At 73.9% G+C, this 14,896-nt stretch carries 13 protein-coding genes, 1 rRNA gene and 1 pseudogene; 3 read left to right on the top strand and 12 right to left on the bottom strand.

All coding sequences use genetic code 11. The annotated features are described in order from the left end of the window. Window positions 1-73 precede the first annotated feature (73 nt). Window positions 74-1,705: a PucR family transcriptional regulator gene (locus tag ACH5AO_RS21375; protein ID WP_398926900.1), complete on the top strand. Its 1,632-nt coding sequence runs from the start codon at window positions 74-76 to the stop codon at window positions 1,703-1,705. A gap of 15 nt (window positions 1,706-1,720) precedes the next feature. On the opposite strand, the gene ACH5AO_RS21370 is transcribed toward ACH5AO_RS21375, so the two are convergent. From ACH5AO_RS21370 to ACH5AO_RS21350, 5 genes are all read right to left on the bottom strand, one after another. Further along, window positions 1,721-2,842 carry a glycosyltransferase family 4 protein gene (locus tag ACH5AO_RS21370; protein ID WP_398926898.1) on the bottom strand — a complete coding sequence of 374 codons (1,122 nt, stop codon included), beginning with the start codon at window positions 2,840-2,842 and terminating at the stop codon, window positions 1,721-1,723. A gap of 195 nt (window positions 2,843-3,037) precedes the next feature. After that, window positions 3,038-4,756 carry a DNA repair protein RecN gene (gene recN / locus ACH5AO_RS21365; protein WP_398927284.1) on the bottom strand — a complete coding sequence of 573 codons (1,719 nt, stop codon included), beginning with the start codon at window positions 4,754-4,756 and terminating at the stop codon, window positions 3,038-3,040. A gap of 193 nt (window positions 4,757-4,949) precedes the next feature. After that, window positions 4,950-5,855, bottom strand: coding sequence for an NAD kinase (locus tag ACH5AO_RS21360; RefSeq protein ID WP_073933519.1), 906 nt, complete (start codon window positions 5,853-5,855; stop codon window positions 4,950-4,952). Then, window positions 5,852-6,667: a TlyA family RNA methyltransferase gene (locus ACH5AO_RS21355; protein WP_030866923.1), complete on the bottom strand. Its 816-nt coding sequence runs from the start codon at window positions 6,665-6,667 to the stop codon at window positions 5,852-5,854. The genes ACH5AO_RS21360 and ACH5AO_RS21355 overlap by 4 nt, the downstream gene beginning before the upstream one ends. A gap of 7 nt (window positions 6,668-6,674) precedes the next feature. Continuing rightward, window positions 6,675-6,950 carry a hypothetical protein gene (locus ACH5AO_RS21350; protein WP_398926895.1) on the bottom strand — a complete coding sequence of 92 codons (276 nt, stop codon included), beginning with the start codon at window positions 6,948-6,950 and terminating at the stop codon, window positions 6,675-6,677. Between the two features lie 42 nt (window positions 6,951-6,992). Here ACH5AO_RS21350 and ACH5AO_RS21345 point away from each other — a divergent pair, with 42 nt between their 5' ends. Continuing rightward, window positions 6,993-7,340 (top strand): sterol-binding protein, encoded by a 348-nt coding sequence (locus ACH5AO_RS21345; RefSeq protein ID WP_398926893.1) that lies wholly within the window; start codon window positions 6,993-6,995, stop codon window positions 7,338-7,340. Here the strand turns inward: ACH5AO_RS21345 and ACH5AO_RS21340 are convergent. The 4 genes from ACH5AO_RS21340 to ACH5AO_RS21325 all read right to left on the bottom strand — a co-directional run bounded on the left by ACH5AO_RS21340 (window position 7,324) and on the right by ACH5AO_RS21325 (window position 11,463). Further along, window positions 7,324-8,199 (bottom strand): ABC transporter ATP-binding protein, encoded by an 876-nt coding sequence (locus tag ACH5AO_RS21340; RefSeq protein ID WP_398926891.1) that lies wholly within the window; start codon window positions 8,197-8,199, stop codon window positions 7,324-7,326. The genes ACH5AO_RS21345 and ACH5AO_RS21340 overlap by 17 nt on opposite strands. Then, window positions 8,196-9,233 (bottom strand): FecCD family ABC transporter permease, encoded by a 1,038-nt coding sequence (locus ACH5AO_RS21335; protein ID WP_398926889.1) that lies wholly within the window; start codon window positions 9,231-9,233, stop codon window positions 8,196-8,198. The genes ACH5AO_RS21340 and ACH5AO_RS21335 overlap by 4 nt, the downstream gene beginning before the upstream one ends. Next, window positions 9,230-10,273 (bottom strand): FecCD family ABC transporter permease, encoded by a 1,044-nt coding sequence (locus tag ACH5AO_RS21330; RefSeq protein ID WP_398926886.1) that lies wholly within the window; start codon window positions 10,271-10,273, stop codon window positions 9,230-9,232. Before ACH5AO_RS21330 ends, ACH5AO_RS21335 begins: the two co-directional genes overlap by 4 nt. Window positions 10,274-10,434: 161 nt before the next feature. Then, entirely contained in the window at window positions 10,435-11,463 is a 1,029-nt protein-coding gene (locus tag ACH5AO_RS21325; protein WP_398926884.1) for an HAD hydrolase-like protein, read from the bottom strand. A gap of 72 nt (window positions 11,464-11,535) precedes the next feature. Here ACH5AO_RS21325 and ACH5AO_RS21320 point away from each other — a divergent pair, with 72 nt between their 5' ends. Beyond that, window positions 11,536-12,825, top strand: a complete 1,290-nt coding sequence (locus tag ACH5AO_RS21320) for a DUF1015 domain-containing protein (RefSeq protein WP_398926882.1) — start codon at window positions 11,536-11,538, stop codon at window positions 12,823-12,825. 58 nt (window positions 12,826-12,883) lie between these two features. On the opposite strand, the gene ACH5AO_RS21315 is transcribed toward ACH5AO_RS21320, so the two are convergent. The 3 genes and pseudogenes from ACH5AO_RS21315 to rrf all read right to left on the bottom strand — a co-directional run. Beyond that, window positions 12,884-13,606: a hypothetical protein gene (locus ACH5AO_RS21315; protein WP_398927282.1), complete on the bottom strand. Its 723-nt coding sequence runs from the start codon at window positions 13,604-13,606 to the stop codon at window positions 12,884-12,886. A 375-nt stretch (window positions 13,607-13,981) separates the two neighbouring features. Further along, window positions 13,982-14,725 (bottom strand): annotated as a pseudogene (locus ACH5AO_RS21310) (hypothetical protein); the annotation flags it as partial. A gap of 83 nt (window positions 14,726-14,808) precedes the next feature. After that, window positions 14,809-14,896, bottom strand: a 5S ribosomal RNA gene (gene rrf, locus ACH5AO_RS21305); the annotation flags it as partial.

Here is a 14,896-nt window from a genome sequence, read left to right as displayed (position 1 = left end):
CCGCGCCCCTACCCGTCCGAGGTCGGGCGAACCCCCGCTGTCCGGGCGGCATCCGCCCAGGTAGCGTCCCCGTATGGACAGCGGACACGACACCCGGGGCGCCGGGATCACCGTGCGGCGGGCGCTGGAGCTGCCCGGGCTGCGCGGTGGGCTGCCGGAGGTCGTGGCGGGCGCCGACCGGCTGGGGCGCACGGTGCGCTGGGTGCACGCCGGTGAGGTGCCCCACGTCGCCTCGCTGCTCAAGGGCGGCGAGCTGCTGCTGACCACCGGGTACGGGCTCGGCACCCGCCCCGCCGACCAGCGGACGTTCGTGCGCACGCTGGCCGAGCGGGGCATCGCGGCCCTCGTCGTCGAGCTGGGCCCGCGCTTCCCCCGGCTGCCCGCCGCCCTCGTCGACGCGGCCCGGGCGGCGGGGCTGCCGCTGGTCCGGCTGCACCGCGAGGTGCCGTTCGTGGCGGTCACCGAGGAGATCCACACCGAGATCGTCAACGGGCACTACGCGCTGCTGCGACGCGCGGAGGAGGTGCACCGCCGGTGCACCGGGGCGCTGCTGGACGGCGGCGGGGTCCCGCGGGTGCTGGAGATCCTCGCCGGGTTCACCGGCAACCCGGTGTTCCTGGAGACGGCCGACGGCCGGCTGCTGTACGCGGCCGGCGAGGGGCCCGAGGGCGCGGACCCGCTCCAGGTGTGGGAGGGGCTGCGCGACCGGCACCGGGACGACCCGCCGGCCGGTTCGGCGCTCGTGGACGTGCCCGGCGGCGGTCCCGGCAGCGGCGGCGTACGGGCGCGGCTGGTGCTGCTTCCGGTGCGCAGCGCGCCGGAGCCGGTGCACCGCATGGCGGCCGAGCGGGCGGCCGGTCTGCTCGCGGTGGTGCTGATGCAGGCGCGTCAGGAGGAGGAGCTGGCGGCGCGGGGGCGCGGGGACTTCCTCACCGACCTCGCCGAGGGCCGGGTCGGTGCGGCGGACGCGCCCGCGCAGGCGCGCGTGCTGGGCTTCAGGCCGGGGAGCGGACCGCTGCTGCCGGTGGTGATGCGGCTCGGTGACGCGCTGTCCCCGCAGGGCGGCGGCTGGGCGGTGCTGGCCCGCGCGGTGGGTGAGGAACTGGCCTCGCTGGGGATGCCCGTCCTGCTGGGCGTGCGGCCGGTGGAGGGGCGGGTGCCGCTGCTGCTGGGCCTGCGCGCGGAGGCCGAACGGCCGGCGGTCGCGGACCGGGTGGCGGCGGCGCTGCGGGCGGGCGCGGAGCGGGCGGGGATGCCGCGGCCCGGGGGCCGGCCGCCCGTCGTGGTGGTCGGTCCGGCCGGCGGCTGGGCGGCGGCCCCGACGGGGCTGCGGCACGCGGCGGAGACGGCGACGGCGGCGCAGGGGCTGCCGGACCGTCCCTGGTACGACGCCCGGCGGCTGGACATCGACCTGTTGCTGTGGCGGCTGCGCGACCACCCGGACCTGGCGGACTTCGTGGACCGCGCGATCGGTCCGGTGCTGGACCACGACCGCCGTTCCAAGCCGCCGCTGCTGCCCACCCTGGAGAGCTATCTGGCGCACGCCGGACGCAAGGCGGAGACGGCCCGCGAACTCCACCTGAACCGGCAGACGCTGTACAACAGGCTGGCCCGCATCGGCGAGTTGCTGGCCGCCGACCTCGACGACCCGCACACGGTCCTGGCGCTGGGCCTGGCCCTGCGCGCCCGGCGGCACGTGCCCTGACCGCGCCGGCCGGCCTCAGATCAGGGGCCGGGGCCGGGTCAACTCGTCGTACACGCTGAGCACCTGGGCGACCGTCTCGTCCTCGGTCGGCCAGGTGGCGGCCTGCCGCACGCCCCGCTCCTTGAGCAGTTCCCGGCGGCCGGGGTCGTCCAGCAGCCGTACGACGGCGTCCGCGAGCGCCCGCGCGTTGCCGTACGGGACGAGTTCGGCGGCGTCGCCGACGAGTTCGGGGATGCCACCGACAGCGGTCGCGACGAGCGGCACGCGCGCGTGGAGGGCCTCCTGGGCGAGCGCCGGGCGCGACTCCCACCGGCTCGGCAGCAGCGCGACGTCGGCGGCGGCCAGCAGATCGGTGACGTCGTCGCGCCGGCCGATGAGCCGGACCGGCAGCTCCTCGTCCTCGATCCTGCGCTGGAGTTCGCCGCGCAGCGGCCCCTCCCCGGCGATCACCACCAGCGGTACGGGGTCGAGGCGCCGCCACGCGTGCGTGGCGTCCAGCAGGACGTGGTGGCCCCGGTGCCGTTCGAGGGAGCCGACGGCGATGAGCAACGGGCGGCCGACGGCACCGAGTTCGGCCCGGGCCTTGGACCGCAGCCGGTCGGGGTCGTCCGGCGCCGGGGAGGTGCGGCGGCCGGGGAGGGACACGGCGGCCAGCCGGGCGTCGCGCGCGCCCGTGCGGCGCGCCCGGTCGACGAGGGTGGAGGTCGTCCCGAGCACCACGGCGGCCGCCTTGACGACCCGCCGCTCCAGTACGCGCAGGAAGTGGGCGCGCGGGCCGTCGGCGTGCGCCCGGTCGTGCCAGGTGACGACGAGCGGGGTACGCCGTCCGCTCAGGGCCAGCACGGTGCGGAAGGAGGCGTGCAGTCCGTGCGCGTGGACCAGGTCGGCGCCCGTGCAGGCGGCCCGGAGCGCGGCCACCGCCCCCGGGTCGCTGCTGCGCGGTACGGGCACGTGGTCGGCGCCGGCGCCGGTGAAGTCGTAGGTGTGATCCGCCTCGGCGGGGGCGCACACCGTGACCCGCACGCCCCTCGCGACGAGCCCCGCGGCCAGCGAGCGCACATGGGCGCCGCTGGAGGCGTTGCCACCGCCCAGCACCTGCACGGTGCGCAGCGGTGAGTGACTGCTCGCGGGGGTCACGTGGCCGGGCTCCTGGTTCGGTTCGTGCGGTCCCGAAGAACCTGCGCGAGGATCGGGCGAGTTCCTCGCCGTACTCCGTCAAGGATGCCAGGCCGTACGGCCGTTCCGTCGACGCCGACGTCCCGGGCCCGGGACCGCGCAGGACCACATGTCACCCACACGAGTGAAAGAACCTCGTCCGTCGCGGCCCCGCAGCTACCCGTCCGCCCGCGCCGTCGCCAGCAGTTCCTCCGCGTGGGCCCGGGCCGTCTGAGAGTCCTCCTGGCCGGCGAGCATGCGGGAGAGCTCCCGGATCCGCTCCTCGCCCTCGAGCACCTTCACACCGGACCGGGTGACCGAGCCGTCGCTGGTCTTCTCCACCAGCAGCTGCCGGTCGGCGAACGCGGCCACCTGCGGCAGGTGCGTGACGACCACGACCTGCGCCGTCTTCGCCAACTTCGCCAGCCGCCGACCGATCTCGACCGCCGCCTTGCCGCCGACACCGGCGTCGACCTCGTCGAAGAGGTACGTCGGCACGGGGTCCGTGCCCGCGAACACCACCTCCACGGCCAGCATCACGCGCGACAGCTCACCGCCCGAGGCGCCCTTGGCGATGGGCCGGGGCGGCGCCCCGGGGTGCGGGGCGAGCAGCAGCTCCACCTCGTCCACGCCCGACGGCCCGTAGGCCACCGTGCGCCCGCCCACCTCGACGCCCTCCGGGTCCTCGGTCTGCCGGATGTCGAACGACACGCGCGCGTGCGGCATGGCGAGCGAGGCCAGCTCGGCGGTGACCGCCGACGCGAACCGCTGTGCTGCCTCCGTCCGCGCGTCCGTCAGTTCCTGCGCCAGGACGCCCAGTTCCGCGCGGAGCGCGTCGCGCTCGGCGGTGAGCTCCCCGATCCGCTCGTCGTCGCCGTCGAGTTCGGTCAGCCGCGCGGCGCCCTGCTCGGCCCACGCCAGCACCGACGCGATGTCCTCGCCGTACTTCCGGGTGAGCGCGGTGAGCGCGGCCCGCCGCTCCTCGACGGCCGCCAGGCGCAGCGGATCGGCGTCCAGGTCGTCGGCGTACCCCGCCAGCTCCCCGGCCACGTCGCGCAGCAGGATGCCGACCTCCCCGATCCGGTCGGTCAGCGCGGCCAGCGCCGGATCGTGCGCCCGTACGGCTTCCAGGGCCCGCTGGGCGCCCGCGACAAGTGTCCCGGCGTCCACGCCCTCGGGGTCCTCCGGGTTGCCCGCGAGCGCGGCGTGCGCGAGTGCCGCGGCGGACGCCAGCGCCTCGGCGTGCCCGAGCCGCTCGGCCTCCTCCGCCAGCTCCACGTCCTCGCCCGCGCGGGGTTCCACGGCGGCGATCTCCTCGAGCCCGAAGCGCAGCAGGTCGGCCTCCTGGGCCCGCTCACGGGCGCGCGTGGTGATCTGTTCCAGCTCCGTGGTCACGGCCCGCAGCCGCTTGTACGCCTCGCCGTACTTACCGAGCGGCACGGCGACCGCGTACCCGGCGTACCGGTCGAGCGCCTGCCGCTGCCGGGACAGCTTCAGCAGCCCCTGCTGGTCGGTCTGCCCGTGCACGGCCACCAGCTCGTCGGCGAGCTCGGCCAGCACCCCCACGGGCACGCTCCGCCCGCCGAGGTGCGCCCGTGACCGCCCCTCGGCGGAGACCGTCCGGCTGACCAGCAGCGTCCCGTCGTCCAGCTCGGCCCCGGCCTCCTCGGCCCGTACGACGGCCGCGGCGCCCTCGGGCACGGTGATCCGTCCCTCGACGACCGCGTTCTTCGCGCCGATCCGCACCAGGGCCGCATCCGCCCGTCCACCCAGCAGCAGGCCCAGGCTGGTGACCACCATGGTCTTGCCCGCGCCCGTCTCACCGGTGACGGCGGTGAAGCCGGGCGACAGCTCGACAACAGCGTCGTCGATGACCCCGAGCGACCGTATCCGCATCTCCTCAAGCACGCCCCCGACCTTACGAGGTCGAAGCCGGGGAGTGCGACCGCCCCGCCCTTGTCACCCGGGCGAGTGGAAGCGCCCCCTCAGGGGCGCGGGGCCGTATCGACATGCGGCTCCGCCGCGTGGGCGCGAACAACCGCACTCGACCCGCACCCGCCGACGCTCCGGAACCACCCCGTCAAGACCGCTAGTGCGGCGCCCCACGCCATCCGGACACGGGCAAGGCGAACTTCGCCACCAGCCGGTCGGTGAACGAAGCGTGGTGCAACCGGGCCAGCCGCACCGGCACGGCCCCCCGCCGCACCTCCACCCGCGCCCCGACCGGCAGCTCGACGGTCCGCCGCCCGTCGCACCACAGCACCCCCGGAGGGACGTGCGGCAGCATCTCCACCGCCAGCACCGAGTCCGGCGAGGTCACCAGCGGCTTGGCGAACAGCGCGTGCGCCGAGATCGGCACCATCAGCAGCGCCTCGACCTCCGGCCACACCACGGGCCCGCCCGCGGAGAACGCGTACGCCGTCGATCCCGTCGGGGTGGCGCACACGATCCCGTCGCAGCCGAACCCGGTGACCGGCCGCCCGTCGATCTCCAGGACGACCTCCAGCATCCGCTCGGCGGACACCTTCTGCACGGCCGCCTCGTTCAGCGCCCAGTCGGTGTGCACGATGTCGCCGTTGCGGTGCACGACGACGTCGACGGTCATCCGCTCCTCGACCTCGTACGCCCGGCTCACCACCCGGTCGACGACCTTGTCCAGGTCGTCCCGTTCGGCCTCGGCGAGGAAGCCGACCCGCCCGAGGTTGACGCCCAGCATGGGCACCCCGGAGGCGCGGGCGAACTCGGCGCCGCGCAACAGCGTGCCGTCACCGCCCAGGACGATCAGCAGCTCACAGTCGTCCAGGCACTGCGGGGTGGCCTCCTTGACGGTCTCCACGTCGTCCGGGAGCGGCAGGTCGCGGGCCTCGTCCTCCAGGACCCGTACCCCGAGACCGGAGCGCAGCAGCCCTTTGACCACGAGTTCGGCGCTGCGGATGGCCGCGGGCCGCCCGGTGTGGGCCAGCAGGAAAACAGTACGAGCTCGGTTCTGTGTCAACGCGGCCCCTCCGCCACAGCACGGTCAACGTCGGCCGGGTCCAGTTCCGGAGCCCCGGCCCGCAGCCACAGGAAGTATTCGACATTCCCGGAGGGTCCGGGCAGCGGACTCGCCGTCACGCCCTTCGCTCCGAGCCCCAGCTCCCAGGCCTTCGCGGCCACCCCCCGCACGGCCTCGGCGCGCAGTTGCGGGCTGCGGACGACCCCGCCGCTGCCCAGTCGCTCCTTGCCCACCTCGAACTGCGGTTTCACCATCATCACCAGGTCGGCGTCCGGCTTCACGCACCTTTTCAGGGCGGGCAACACCAGTCCGAGCGGGATGAAGGACAGATCCCCCACGACAAGATCCACAGGCTCCCCATCGATGACCTCGAGCGTCAACTCCCGTACGTTCGTACGGTCCTTGACGGTGACGCGTTCATCGTTGCGCAGACTCCAGGCGAGTTGTCCGTATCCGACGTCCACGGCGACCACGTGCGCGGCCCCGGCGCGCAGCAGGACGTCGGTGAAGCCACCGGTGGAGGCGCCGGCGTCGAGCGCCCGTCGTCCCTCGACGGCCAGCCCCAGCGGCACGAAGGCGTCGAGGGCGCCGGCCAGCTTGTGGCCGCCGCGCGAGACGTAGTCCGGGTCGCCCGCGTCCTCGGTGACGACGATCGCGGCGGCGGTCTCCACCTGGGTGGCGGGCTTGGTGGCGACCGTCCTGCCGACGCTGACCCGCCCGGCGGCGATCAGCTGGCTGGCGTGCTCACGCGAGCGCGCGAGCTTACGGCGGACCAGCTCCGCGTCGAGACGGCGGCGTGCGACTCCTGCCACGTTCGGTTCAGCTCCTGTGTTCGTGCGGCCGTGGGGGCCCCGGAGGTCCCGGGCGGGCGTCGAGCGCGGTGAGCGCGTCGCGCAGCCCCCGGTGTACATCCTCGTACACCTCGACATGGCCGTCCGTGGTGAGGTGGTCGGCGTCGGCCAGCCGCTCCACGTGGGCGTCCACCTCGGGGTGGCCGGTGGGGGTGCGCGGCACGTCCAGGGGCGCGGGGGCGGCGGGACCGTCGTCCTGGGGCGGCGCCTGCCCGGGCTCCGGCTCCGGCACTGCGTCGTTCATGCCCCGACGCTACCGCGAACCGCTGCGGTACCGTCGTCCGCGATGGCCACGATCGAGGAGTGCCGTGCCGCACTCGACAAGTTTTCGGACAGCATGGCGAGCGCCGAGGGGGACGTCCGCGCGACCGCGGCGATGGACCGCTCGGTCAGCTGCCACATCACCGACCTGGACGTGACCTTCGCCGGCCGGCTCACCGGCGGCCGGATCGAGGTGCACGAGACGTTTCCCGGCCCGCCGCGCGAGAGGGCGCAGATACGGCTCGCGATGACGGGCGACGACCTGCTGGCCCTGGTCGGCGGCGAACTGCACTTCGCCAGGGCCTGGGGTTCGGGCCGGGTGCGGCTCGAGGCGGGGCTGCGCGACCTGTTCCACCTCAGGAAGCTTCTGTAGCGACCGCCTTGCGCGCCGTGTCCTTCACCCGCGCGGTGCGGGCCGCCGGCACCACCAGCGGGGTGCCCGTCTCGGGATCGTCGATGACCTGGCAGCGCAGCCCGAAGACCTCCTCGACCAGACCGGCGGTGACGACGTCCTTCGGGGCGCCCTGGGCGATGACCTTCCCCCCGCGCAGGGCGATGAGGTGGGTGGCGTACCGGGCCGCGTGGTTGAGGTCGTGGAGGACGGCGACGAGGGTGCGGCCCTGCTCCTCGTGCAGGTCCGCGCAGAGGTCGAGCACGTCGATCTGGTGCTGGATGTCCAGGAAGGTCGTCGGCTCGTCGAGCAGCAGCAGCGGGGTCTGCTGGGCCAGCGCCATGGCGATCCACACGCGCTGGCGCTGACCGCCGGAGAGCTCGTCGACGTAGCGTTCCGCGAGATCGGCGACGCCGGTGCGGGCCATCGACTCCTGGACAACGCGCTCGTCCTCGGCGGACCACTGGCGCAGCAGGCCCTGGTGCGGGTAGCGGCCGCGGCCCACCAGGTCGCCGACGGTGATGCCGTCGGGCGCGATGGACGACTGGGGCAGCAGGCCGAGGGTGCGGGCGACCTTCTTGGCCGGCATCGACTGGATGACCTGCCCGTCGAGGAGCACGCGCCCCTCGCTCGGCTTGAGCATCCGCGACAGTGCCCGCAGCAGCGTCGACTTGCCGCAGGCGTTGGGGCCGACGATCACGGTGAAGGAGTTGTCCGGTATCTCCACCGACAGCTGTTCGGCGATGACCCGCTGGTCGTAGGCCAGGGTGACGTTCTCGGCGGACAGTCGGTTCACGGTGCTCCTTCGGTGGTTCGTCCCGCTGCTGGTGGTGGCGCTCATATCCGGCCCGCCCTGCGCTCGGTGACCAGCAGCCACAGCAGGTAGACACCGCCGAGCACGCCGGTGACCACGCCCACGGGCAGCTGCTCGGCGCCGAACGCCCGCTGCGACACCCAGTCGGCGGTGACCAGGAGGGCGGCGCCCATGCACAGCGACGCGGCCAGGTTGGGGCCGGGTGAGCGGGTCAGCCGCCGGGCGAGCTGGGGCGCGGTGAGCGCGACGAAGCTGACCGGTCCGGCGGCGGCGGTCGCGGACGCGGTGAGCAGCACGGCCGACAGCATCAGCAGCAGCCGTACGCGCTCCACGCGCACGCCGAGGGCGTACGAGACGTCGTCGCCCATCTCCAGCATCCGCAGGCCGCGCGCGTTGGCGAGGACGAGCGGTACGAGGACGGCGCACAGGGCGAGCAGCGGCCAGACCTGGTCCCAGTCCCGGCCGTCGAGGGATCCGGTCATCCAGACGACCGCGCGGGCCGCGTCGACGATGTCGGACCTGGTGAGCAGGTAGCCGTTGACCGCCGTGACGACCGCCGAGACGCCGATGCCGACCAGGACCAGCCGGTATCCGTGCACGCCCCGCTTCCAGGCGAGCGCGTAGATGGCGAACCCGGTCACCAGTCCGCCGGCGAGCGCACCGAGGGCGACCTGGCCCGCGGTCCCGGAGAACAGCACGATCACCGTGAGGGCGCCGGCCGTCGCCCCCTGCCCGAGGCCGAGCACGTCCGGGCTGCCCAGCGGGTTGCGGGAGACGGACTGGAACAGCGCGCCGCCGAGCCCGAGGGAGGCGCCGACGAGCAGCCCGACCAGGACCCGGGGCAGCCTGAGTTCGTTGACGATGAACTCCTGGCCGGGGTTCCCCTCGCCGACGAGTGTCCTGAGCACGTCGGCGGCGGGGATCGGGAAGTCGCCGGTGCCGATCAGCACCACGCTCGCGGTGAGCGCGGCGAGCAGCAGCAGGACGGTGACGGTGAGGGCGCGCACGTCCAGCCGGACCGAGAGGCCGCCGGGAGTGCGCACCGCGCGGTTGGTCTTCACAGCTGGGCCGTCCTCCGCCGTCGTACGAGAAAGATGAAGACCGGGCCGCCGAGGATCGCGGTGACGATGCCGACCTGGAGTTCGGCGGGCCGGGCCACGATCCGGCCGATGACGTCGGCGCCGAGCAGCAGCACGGGCGACAGGACCGCGGCGTACGGCAGGATCCAGCGCAGGTCGGGGCCGGTGAAGGAGCGCACGATGTGCGGCACCATCAGGCCGACGAAGACGATCGGCCCGCAGGCGGCGGTCGCGGCCCCGCACAGCACGGTCGCGGCGAGCATGGACAGCGCGCGGGTGCGGTTGAGGTTGGCGCCGAGCGCCTTGGCGGTGTCGTCGCCCATGGCCATGGCGTTGAGCGGCCGGGCGAGCGCCAGCGCCAGGAGGGAGCCGGCGAGCAGGAACGGCAGCACCTGGGTGACGGTCGAGTCGGTCCCCGAGGCCAGCGAGCCCACCGTCCAGAAGCGCATCCTGCCGAGCGCCGCGTCGTCGAGGATCATGACGGCCTGGAGGTAGCCGTACAGCGCCGCGCTGATGGCCGTACCGGCGAGCACCAGCCGCACCGGTGTCGCGCCCCGGCTGCCGCCGAGGAACCACACCAGCGCGCCGACGGCCGCCGCGCCGAAGAAGGCGAACCACACGTATCCGGACAGCGAGGTGACGCCGAAGAAGGTGATGGCGGTGACGACGGCGGCGGACGCGCCCGCGTTGAGGCCGAGCAGTCCGGGATCGGCCAGCGGGTTGCGGGTGAGGGCCTGCAGAACCGATCCCGCCAGGCCGAGCGCGGCGCCCGCGAGCACTCCGAGGACGGTGCGTGACAGCCTGTCGGCCACGACGACGTCGCCGTAGGTGCCCGAGTCCTCGAACAGGCCATGCCAGACCTGTTCCAGGGACAGCTCCTTCGCCCCGATCGCGATGCTCGCCAGCGCGACGAGCACCAGGATCACGACGGAGAGGAGCAGCCCGAGGACGCGTACCGCCCGGCGGTTCGGGGGCGCGGGGATGATCTCCGCGCGCTGTTCGGGGGGACTCTCGACCAACACCCGGTTAGGTTAGCCTACCCTCCCAATCGATCACGATGCCGAGGCCCGGCCCCCAGGTGGACGCCGTCGGCGCATACGCGGTGCGTCGCCTGGAGGATCGCTCCCCTCCCAGTGTCCTGTGACGGGACTCGCCCACGGCGTCCCCCGGTGACCCGGGGCTCTCACAGTCCCAGCCGCGCCAGTGCCTTCCCGCCGTCCAGCTCGCACGCGCCGTCCCCGGCCGCCGTCCACGCCGCCGCGCACAGCGCGCGCAGCCCGTCCAGCGCGCCGCCGTCGCCCTCCAGCTCCAGCTCCCCGGCCCCGGCCGTCGCCGTCCAGCCACCGCACCGGAACCCGTCGCCCGCCCCGACGACCTCCGGCTGCCCGGTGAGCATTCCGCGCAGATCGGCGTCGACATACGTCGGCCGGTGCCGCGGCGGCGCGGCGAGCAGCCGCGCGCCGTCCGTCACGCCGGTCAGCACCAGCAGCGAGTCGACCTCGCCGTTGAACGCGCCCTCGATGTCCGTGTCCAGCCGGTCCCCCACCACCAACGGCCGCTCGGCGCCCGTCCGCAGGATCGTCTCCCGGTGCATCGGCGGCAGCGGCTTGCCCGCGACCTGCGGCTCGGCACCCGTGGCGATCCGTACGACCTCCACCGCCGCGCCGTTGCCCGGGGCGATGCCCCGGTCGCCGGGAATCGTCAGGTCGGTGTTGGACGCGAACCACGGCAGCCCGCGCGCCACGGCGTACGACGCCTCGGCGAACCTCCCCCACGGCAGTTCGGGCCCGCCGTATCCCTGGACGACCGCCACCGGGTCGTCGTCCGCCGACTCCACCGGCACGAGCCCCCGCTCCCGCAGCGCCACCCGCAGCCCCTCGCCGCCGATCACCAGCACCCGGGCGCCCTGCGGCACCTGCTCGGCGACCAGCCGCGCGACCGCCTGCGCGGAGGTGATGACGTCGCCGGCCTCCGCCGGTATCCCCAGCTCGGTCAGGTGGGCGGCCACCACGTCCGGGGTGCGCAGGGCGTTGTTGGTCACGTAGGCGAGACGCATACCGCCCTCGCGGGCGGTGACCAGCGACTCGACCGCGTGGACGATCGCGTTCCCGCCCGCGTACACCACACCGTCGAGGTCGAGCAGCGCCGTGTCGTACGCCTCGTTCAGGGCCTGCCCACTGCCCTCGGGCCTCGTCCTGACGCTCCGGCTCATTCGCATCGCTCCTCGTTCGACGGTTTTCCCCCGCATCATCCCCCATGCCACCGACACCCGTACGATGCCGGGATGAACACTGCAGGTCACTCGACGGCAAAGGCGCCCCGGGGCCTGGAACTCACCCCGTTCCGAGGCCTTCGTTACGACCCGGACCGGGTCGGCAGCCTGGCCGCCGTGACATCCCCGCCGTACGACGTCGTCGTCCGCCCCGACGGCCTGCACCACCTCCAGTCCGCCGACCCGCACAACATCGTCCGGCTGATCCTGCCCGAGGCCGGTACGCCCGAGGCGCGCAACGCCCAGGCCGCCGACACGCTGCGCCGCTGGCGCGCGGAGGGGGTCCTGACCGCCGACCCGGAACCGGGCCTGTACGTCTACGAGCAGCGCGACGGCGACGGCATGGTGCAGCGCGGCATCATCGGCGCGCTGCGCGTCTCCGACCCGGAGGAGCGGCTCGTCCTGCCGCACGAGGACGTCATGCCGCACGTCGTCGCCGACCGCGCGGCCCTGATGCGGGCCACCTCAGCCAACCTCGAACCGCTGCTGCTCACCTACCGGGGCGGCGGTTCGGCCGGTGCCACGGCCGATGTGATCGAGCGCACGACGGAGCGGCCGCCCCTCCTGGCGACCACCACGGAGGACGGTTTCCACCACCGTCTGTGGTCCGTCACCGACCCCGCCGGCCTGACCGCCGTTCAGCGTGAACTCTCCGGTCACCAGGCTCTCATCGCCGACGGCCACCACCGCTGGGCGACCTACCGTCGTCTCCGCGCGGAGCGCCCCTCCCCCAGCCCCTGGGACCACGGGCTGGTCCTCCTCGTCGACACGGCCCGCTATCCCTTGCGTGTCCGCGCCATCCACCGGCTGCTGCACGGTCTGCCGGTCGCGGACGCCGTGACCGCACTCGACGGCCTGTTCCGCGTCCGCCGCCTCGACGCACCGCTCACCGAGGCCGTGGACGTCCTCGCCGAGGCCGCCTCGGCGGGCAACGCCTTCCTCCTCGCCGGGGACGGTGCCTTCCACCTCGTGGACCGCCCGGCCCCGGAGCTGCTGGCCCGCACGATCCCGATGGACCGCCCGGCGGCCTGGCGCACCCTCGACGCGACGGTCCTGCACTCCACGCTCCTGGACCACGTCTGGCGCGTCCCCGACTCCCCCGCCCACATCGCCTACATCCACGACACGGCGTCCACGGTCGAGCAGGCGGAGCGCGACGGCGGGACGGCCGTCCTGATGCACCCGGTGCACGAGGACGTCGTCCGCGATCTCGCCCGCCAGGGTGTCACGATGCCGCGCAAGTCGACGTCGTTCGGCCCGAAGCCGGCGTCGGGCCTGGTCCTGCGCGCGCTCGACCTGTGACGAAGGGGCGGGTCTCCGTGGAGGCCCGCCCCTTCATGCTTGTCACGCGCCTCGGACGTCAGTCCTTGTCGTCCTCGTTCGCGGTGTCGTCGGCCTCGTCCTCGCCGAGGGCGTCCACGAATTCAACGCCGTCCAGCTCGGCCAGCCGGTCGGAGGCGTCCGTGCTGCCGTCCCGGTCGGCCTCCACCGCCTTGGCGAACCACTCCCGTGCCTCGCCGCTCCGGCCGGCGGCGTGCAGCGCGTCGGCGTAGGCGTAGCGCAGCCGCGCGGTCCACGGCTGGACCGAGTTGGACGCGAGCTCGGAGCTCTGCAGCGTCACGATCGCCGCGTCCAGCTGGCCCATGTCACGCCGGGCGCCGGCCGCGACGAGCCGCATCTCGACCTGCCCGGCCTTGTCCAGCTTCTGCACCTCGGGGGCCCCGGCCATGTCCAGTGCCTTCTCCGGCCGGCCGAGCCCACGTTCGCAGTCGGCCATGAGGGGCCACAGCTCCACGGTCCCGGTCATCCGCCGCGCGGCCCGGAACTCGGCGAGCGCCTCGGAGTACTTCTGGTTCGCGTACGCGGCGAACCCGGCGGCCTCCCGTACGGCGGCGACACGCGATGCCAGCCGCAGGGCCACCCTGGAGTAGCCGTACGCGCCCTCGGGGTCCTCGTCGATCAGCCGGGCGACCATCACCAGGTTCTTGGCGACGTCCTCCGCGAGCGTCTTGGGCAGGCTCTGCAGCTCCTGCCGTACGTCCTTGTCGATCTCCTCGCCCGTGACGTCCTCGGGGATCGGCAGCCGCTTGATCGGCTCGCGGTCGCGGTCCCGGTCCTCACGGAACCGCCCGCCACCGTGCCGGTCGTCCCGGCCGCGGAACCCACCACCGGGCCGCCCGCCACGGTCGTCACGCCGAGGCCCACGTCCGCCACGGTCGTCCCGGCCGCGGAAGCCCCCACGGTCGCCGCCCCGGCTGTCCTCACGCCGGCCGAAACCGCCACGCTCACCGCGGTTGTCGTCACGACGGAACCCACCGCGGTCACCGCGGTCGTCACGGCGGAACGCGGGGCGGTCACCACCCCGATCGTCGCGGCGGAAGGAAGGACGGTCGTCCCTCCGGTCGTCACGACGGAAGGCGGGACGGTCGCCCCGGTCGTCACGACGCGGCCCACGGTCACGATCGCGGTCGTCCCTACGCCCGAACCCGCCACCACGATTGTCGTCACGGTAGCTGTCACGCCGGTCATCCCGTCGATCGTCGCGACGGAAGGACGGGCGGTCACCACCCCGGTCATCGCTCCGGCCGTCACGGCGGTAGGAGGGGCGGTCGTCCCTCCGGTCGTCACGACGGAACGCGGGACGGTCACCGCGGTCGTCACGACGCGGCCCACGGTCACGATCGCGGTCGTCCCTACGCCCGAAGCCACCACCACGATTGTCGTCACGGTAGCTGTCACGCCGGTCATCGCGACGATCGTCGCGACGGAAGGAGGGGCGGTCGTCCCTCCGGTCGTCACGGCGGAACGCGGGGCGGTCACCACCCCGATCGTCGCGGCGGAAGGAAGGACGGTCGTCCCTCCGGTCGTCACGACGGAAGGCGGGACGGTCACCGCGGTCGTCACGACGCGGCCCACGGTCACGATCGCGGTCGTCCCTACGCCCGAACCCGCCACCACGATTGTCGTCACGGCGGAAGCCACCGCGCTGTTCGCGGTCATCACCTCGTCGGTCGTCGCGACGGAAGCCGCCACGGTCGCGGTCTCCGCCTTCACGACGGCTCTGGCCACCGCGGTCGTCGTCGCGGCGGAAACCACCGCGATCCCCGCGCTGGCCGCTCCGGCCACCGCGGTCACCACTGTCCCGTCGCCGCTGGTCGCGTTCCGATCGGTCGTCGGAAGAGTTGGTGGACATCGGTGACTCCTGTCTTCGGTACTACAAGCATAAATAAAAAAGGACCCCTGGTCCCAGCTGAACGCTGGTGACCAGGGGTCCTTCCAAAGATTGTTCGGCGGCGTCCTACTCTCCCACAGGGTCCCCCCTGCAGTACCATCGGCGCTGTAAGGCTTAGCTTCCGGGTTCGGAATGTAACCG

The sequence above is a fragment of the Streptomyces sp. NPDC018964 genome (assembly GCF_044390325.1).
Lineage (GTDB): Bacteria > Actinomycetota > Actinomycetes > Streptomycetales > Streptomycetaceae > Streptomyces.
Note: the sequence above shows the minus strand (reverse complement) of the source record. Positions and strands in the feature narration are given on the sequence as shown.

Bases quoted from the DNA above. Each gene is read 5' to 3' on its own strand.
- ACH5AO_RS21340 (WP_398926891.1), bottom strand. From the start codon at position 8,199: ATGAGCGCCACCACCAGCAGCGGGACGAACCACCGAAGGAGCACCGTG.
- ACH5AO_RS21325 (WP_398926884.1), bottom strand. From the start codon at position 11,463: ATGAGCCGGAGCGTCAGGACGAGGCCCGAGGGCAGTGGGCAGGCCCTG.
- recN (WP_398927284.1), bottom strand. From the start codon at position 4,756: ATGCGGATACGGTCGCTCGGGGTCATCGACGACGCTGTTGTCGAGCTG.
- ACH5AO_RS21375 (WP_398926900.1), top strand. From the start codon at position 74: ATGGACAGCGGACACGACACCCGGGGCGCCGGGATCACCGTGCGGCGG.
- ACH5AO_RS21320 (WP_398926882.1), top strand. From the start codon at position 11,536: ATGAACACTGCAGGTCACTCGACGGCAAAGGCGCCCCGGGGCCTGGAA.
- ACH5AO_RS21345 (WP_398926893.1), top strand. From the start codon at position 6,993: ATGGCCACGATCGAGGAGTGCCGTGCCGCACTCGACAAGTTTTCGGAC.
- ACH5AO_RS21350 (WP_398926895.1), bottom strand. From the start codon at position 6,950: ATGAACGACGCAGTGCCGGAGCCGGAGCCCGGGCAGGCGCCGCCCCAG.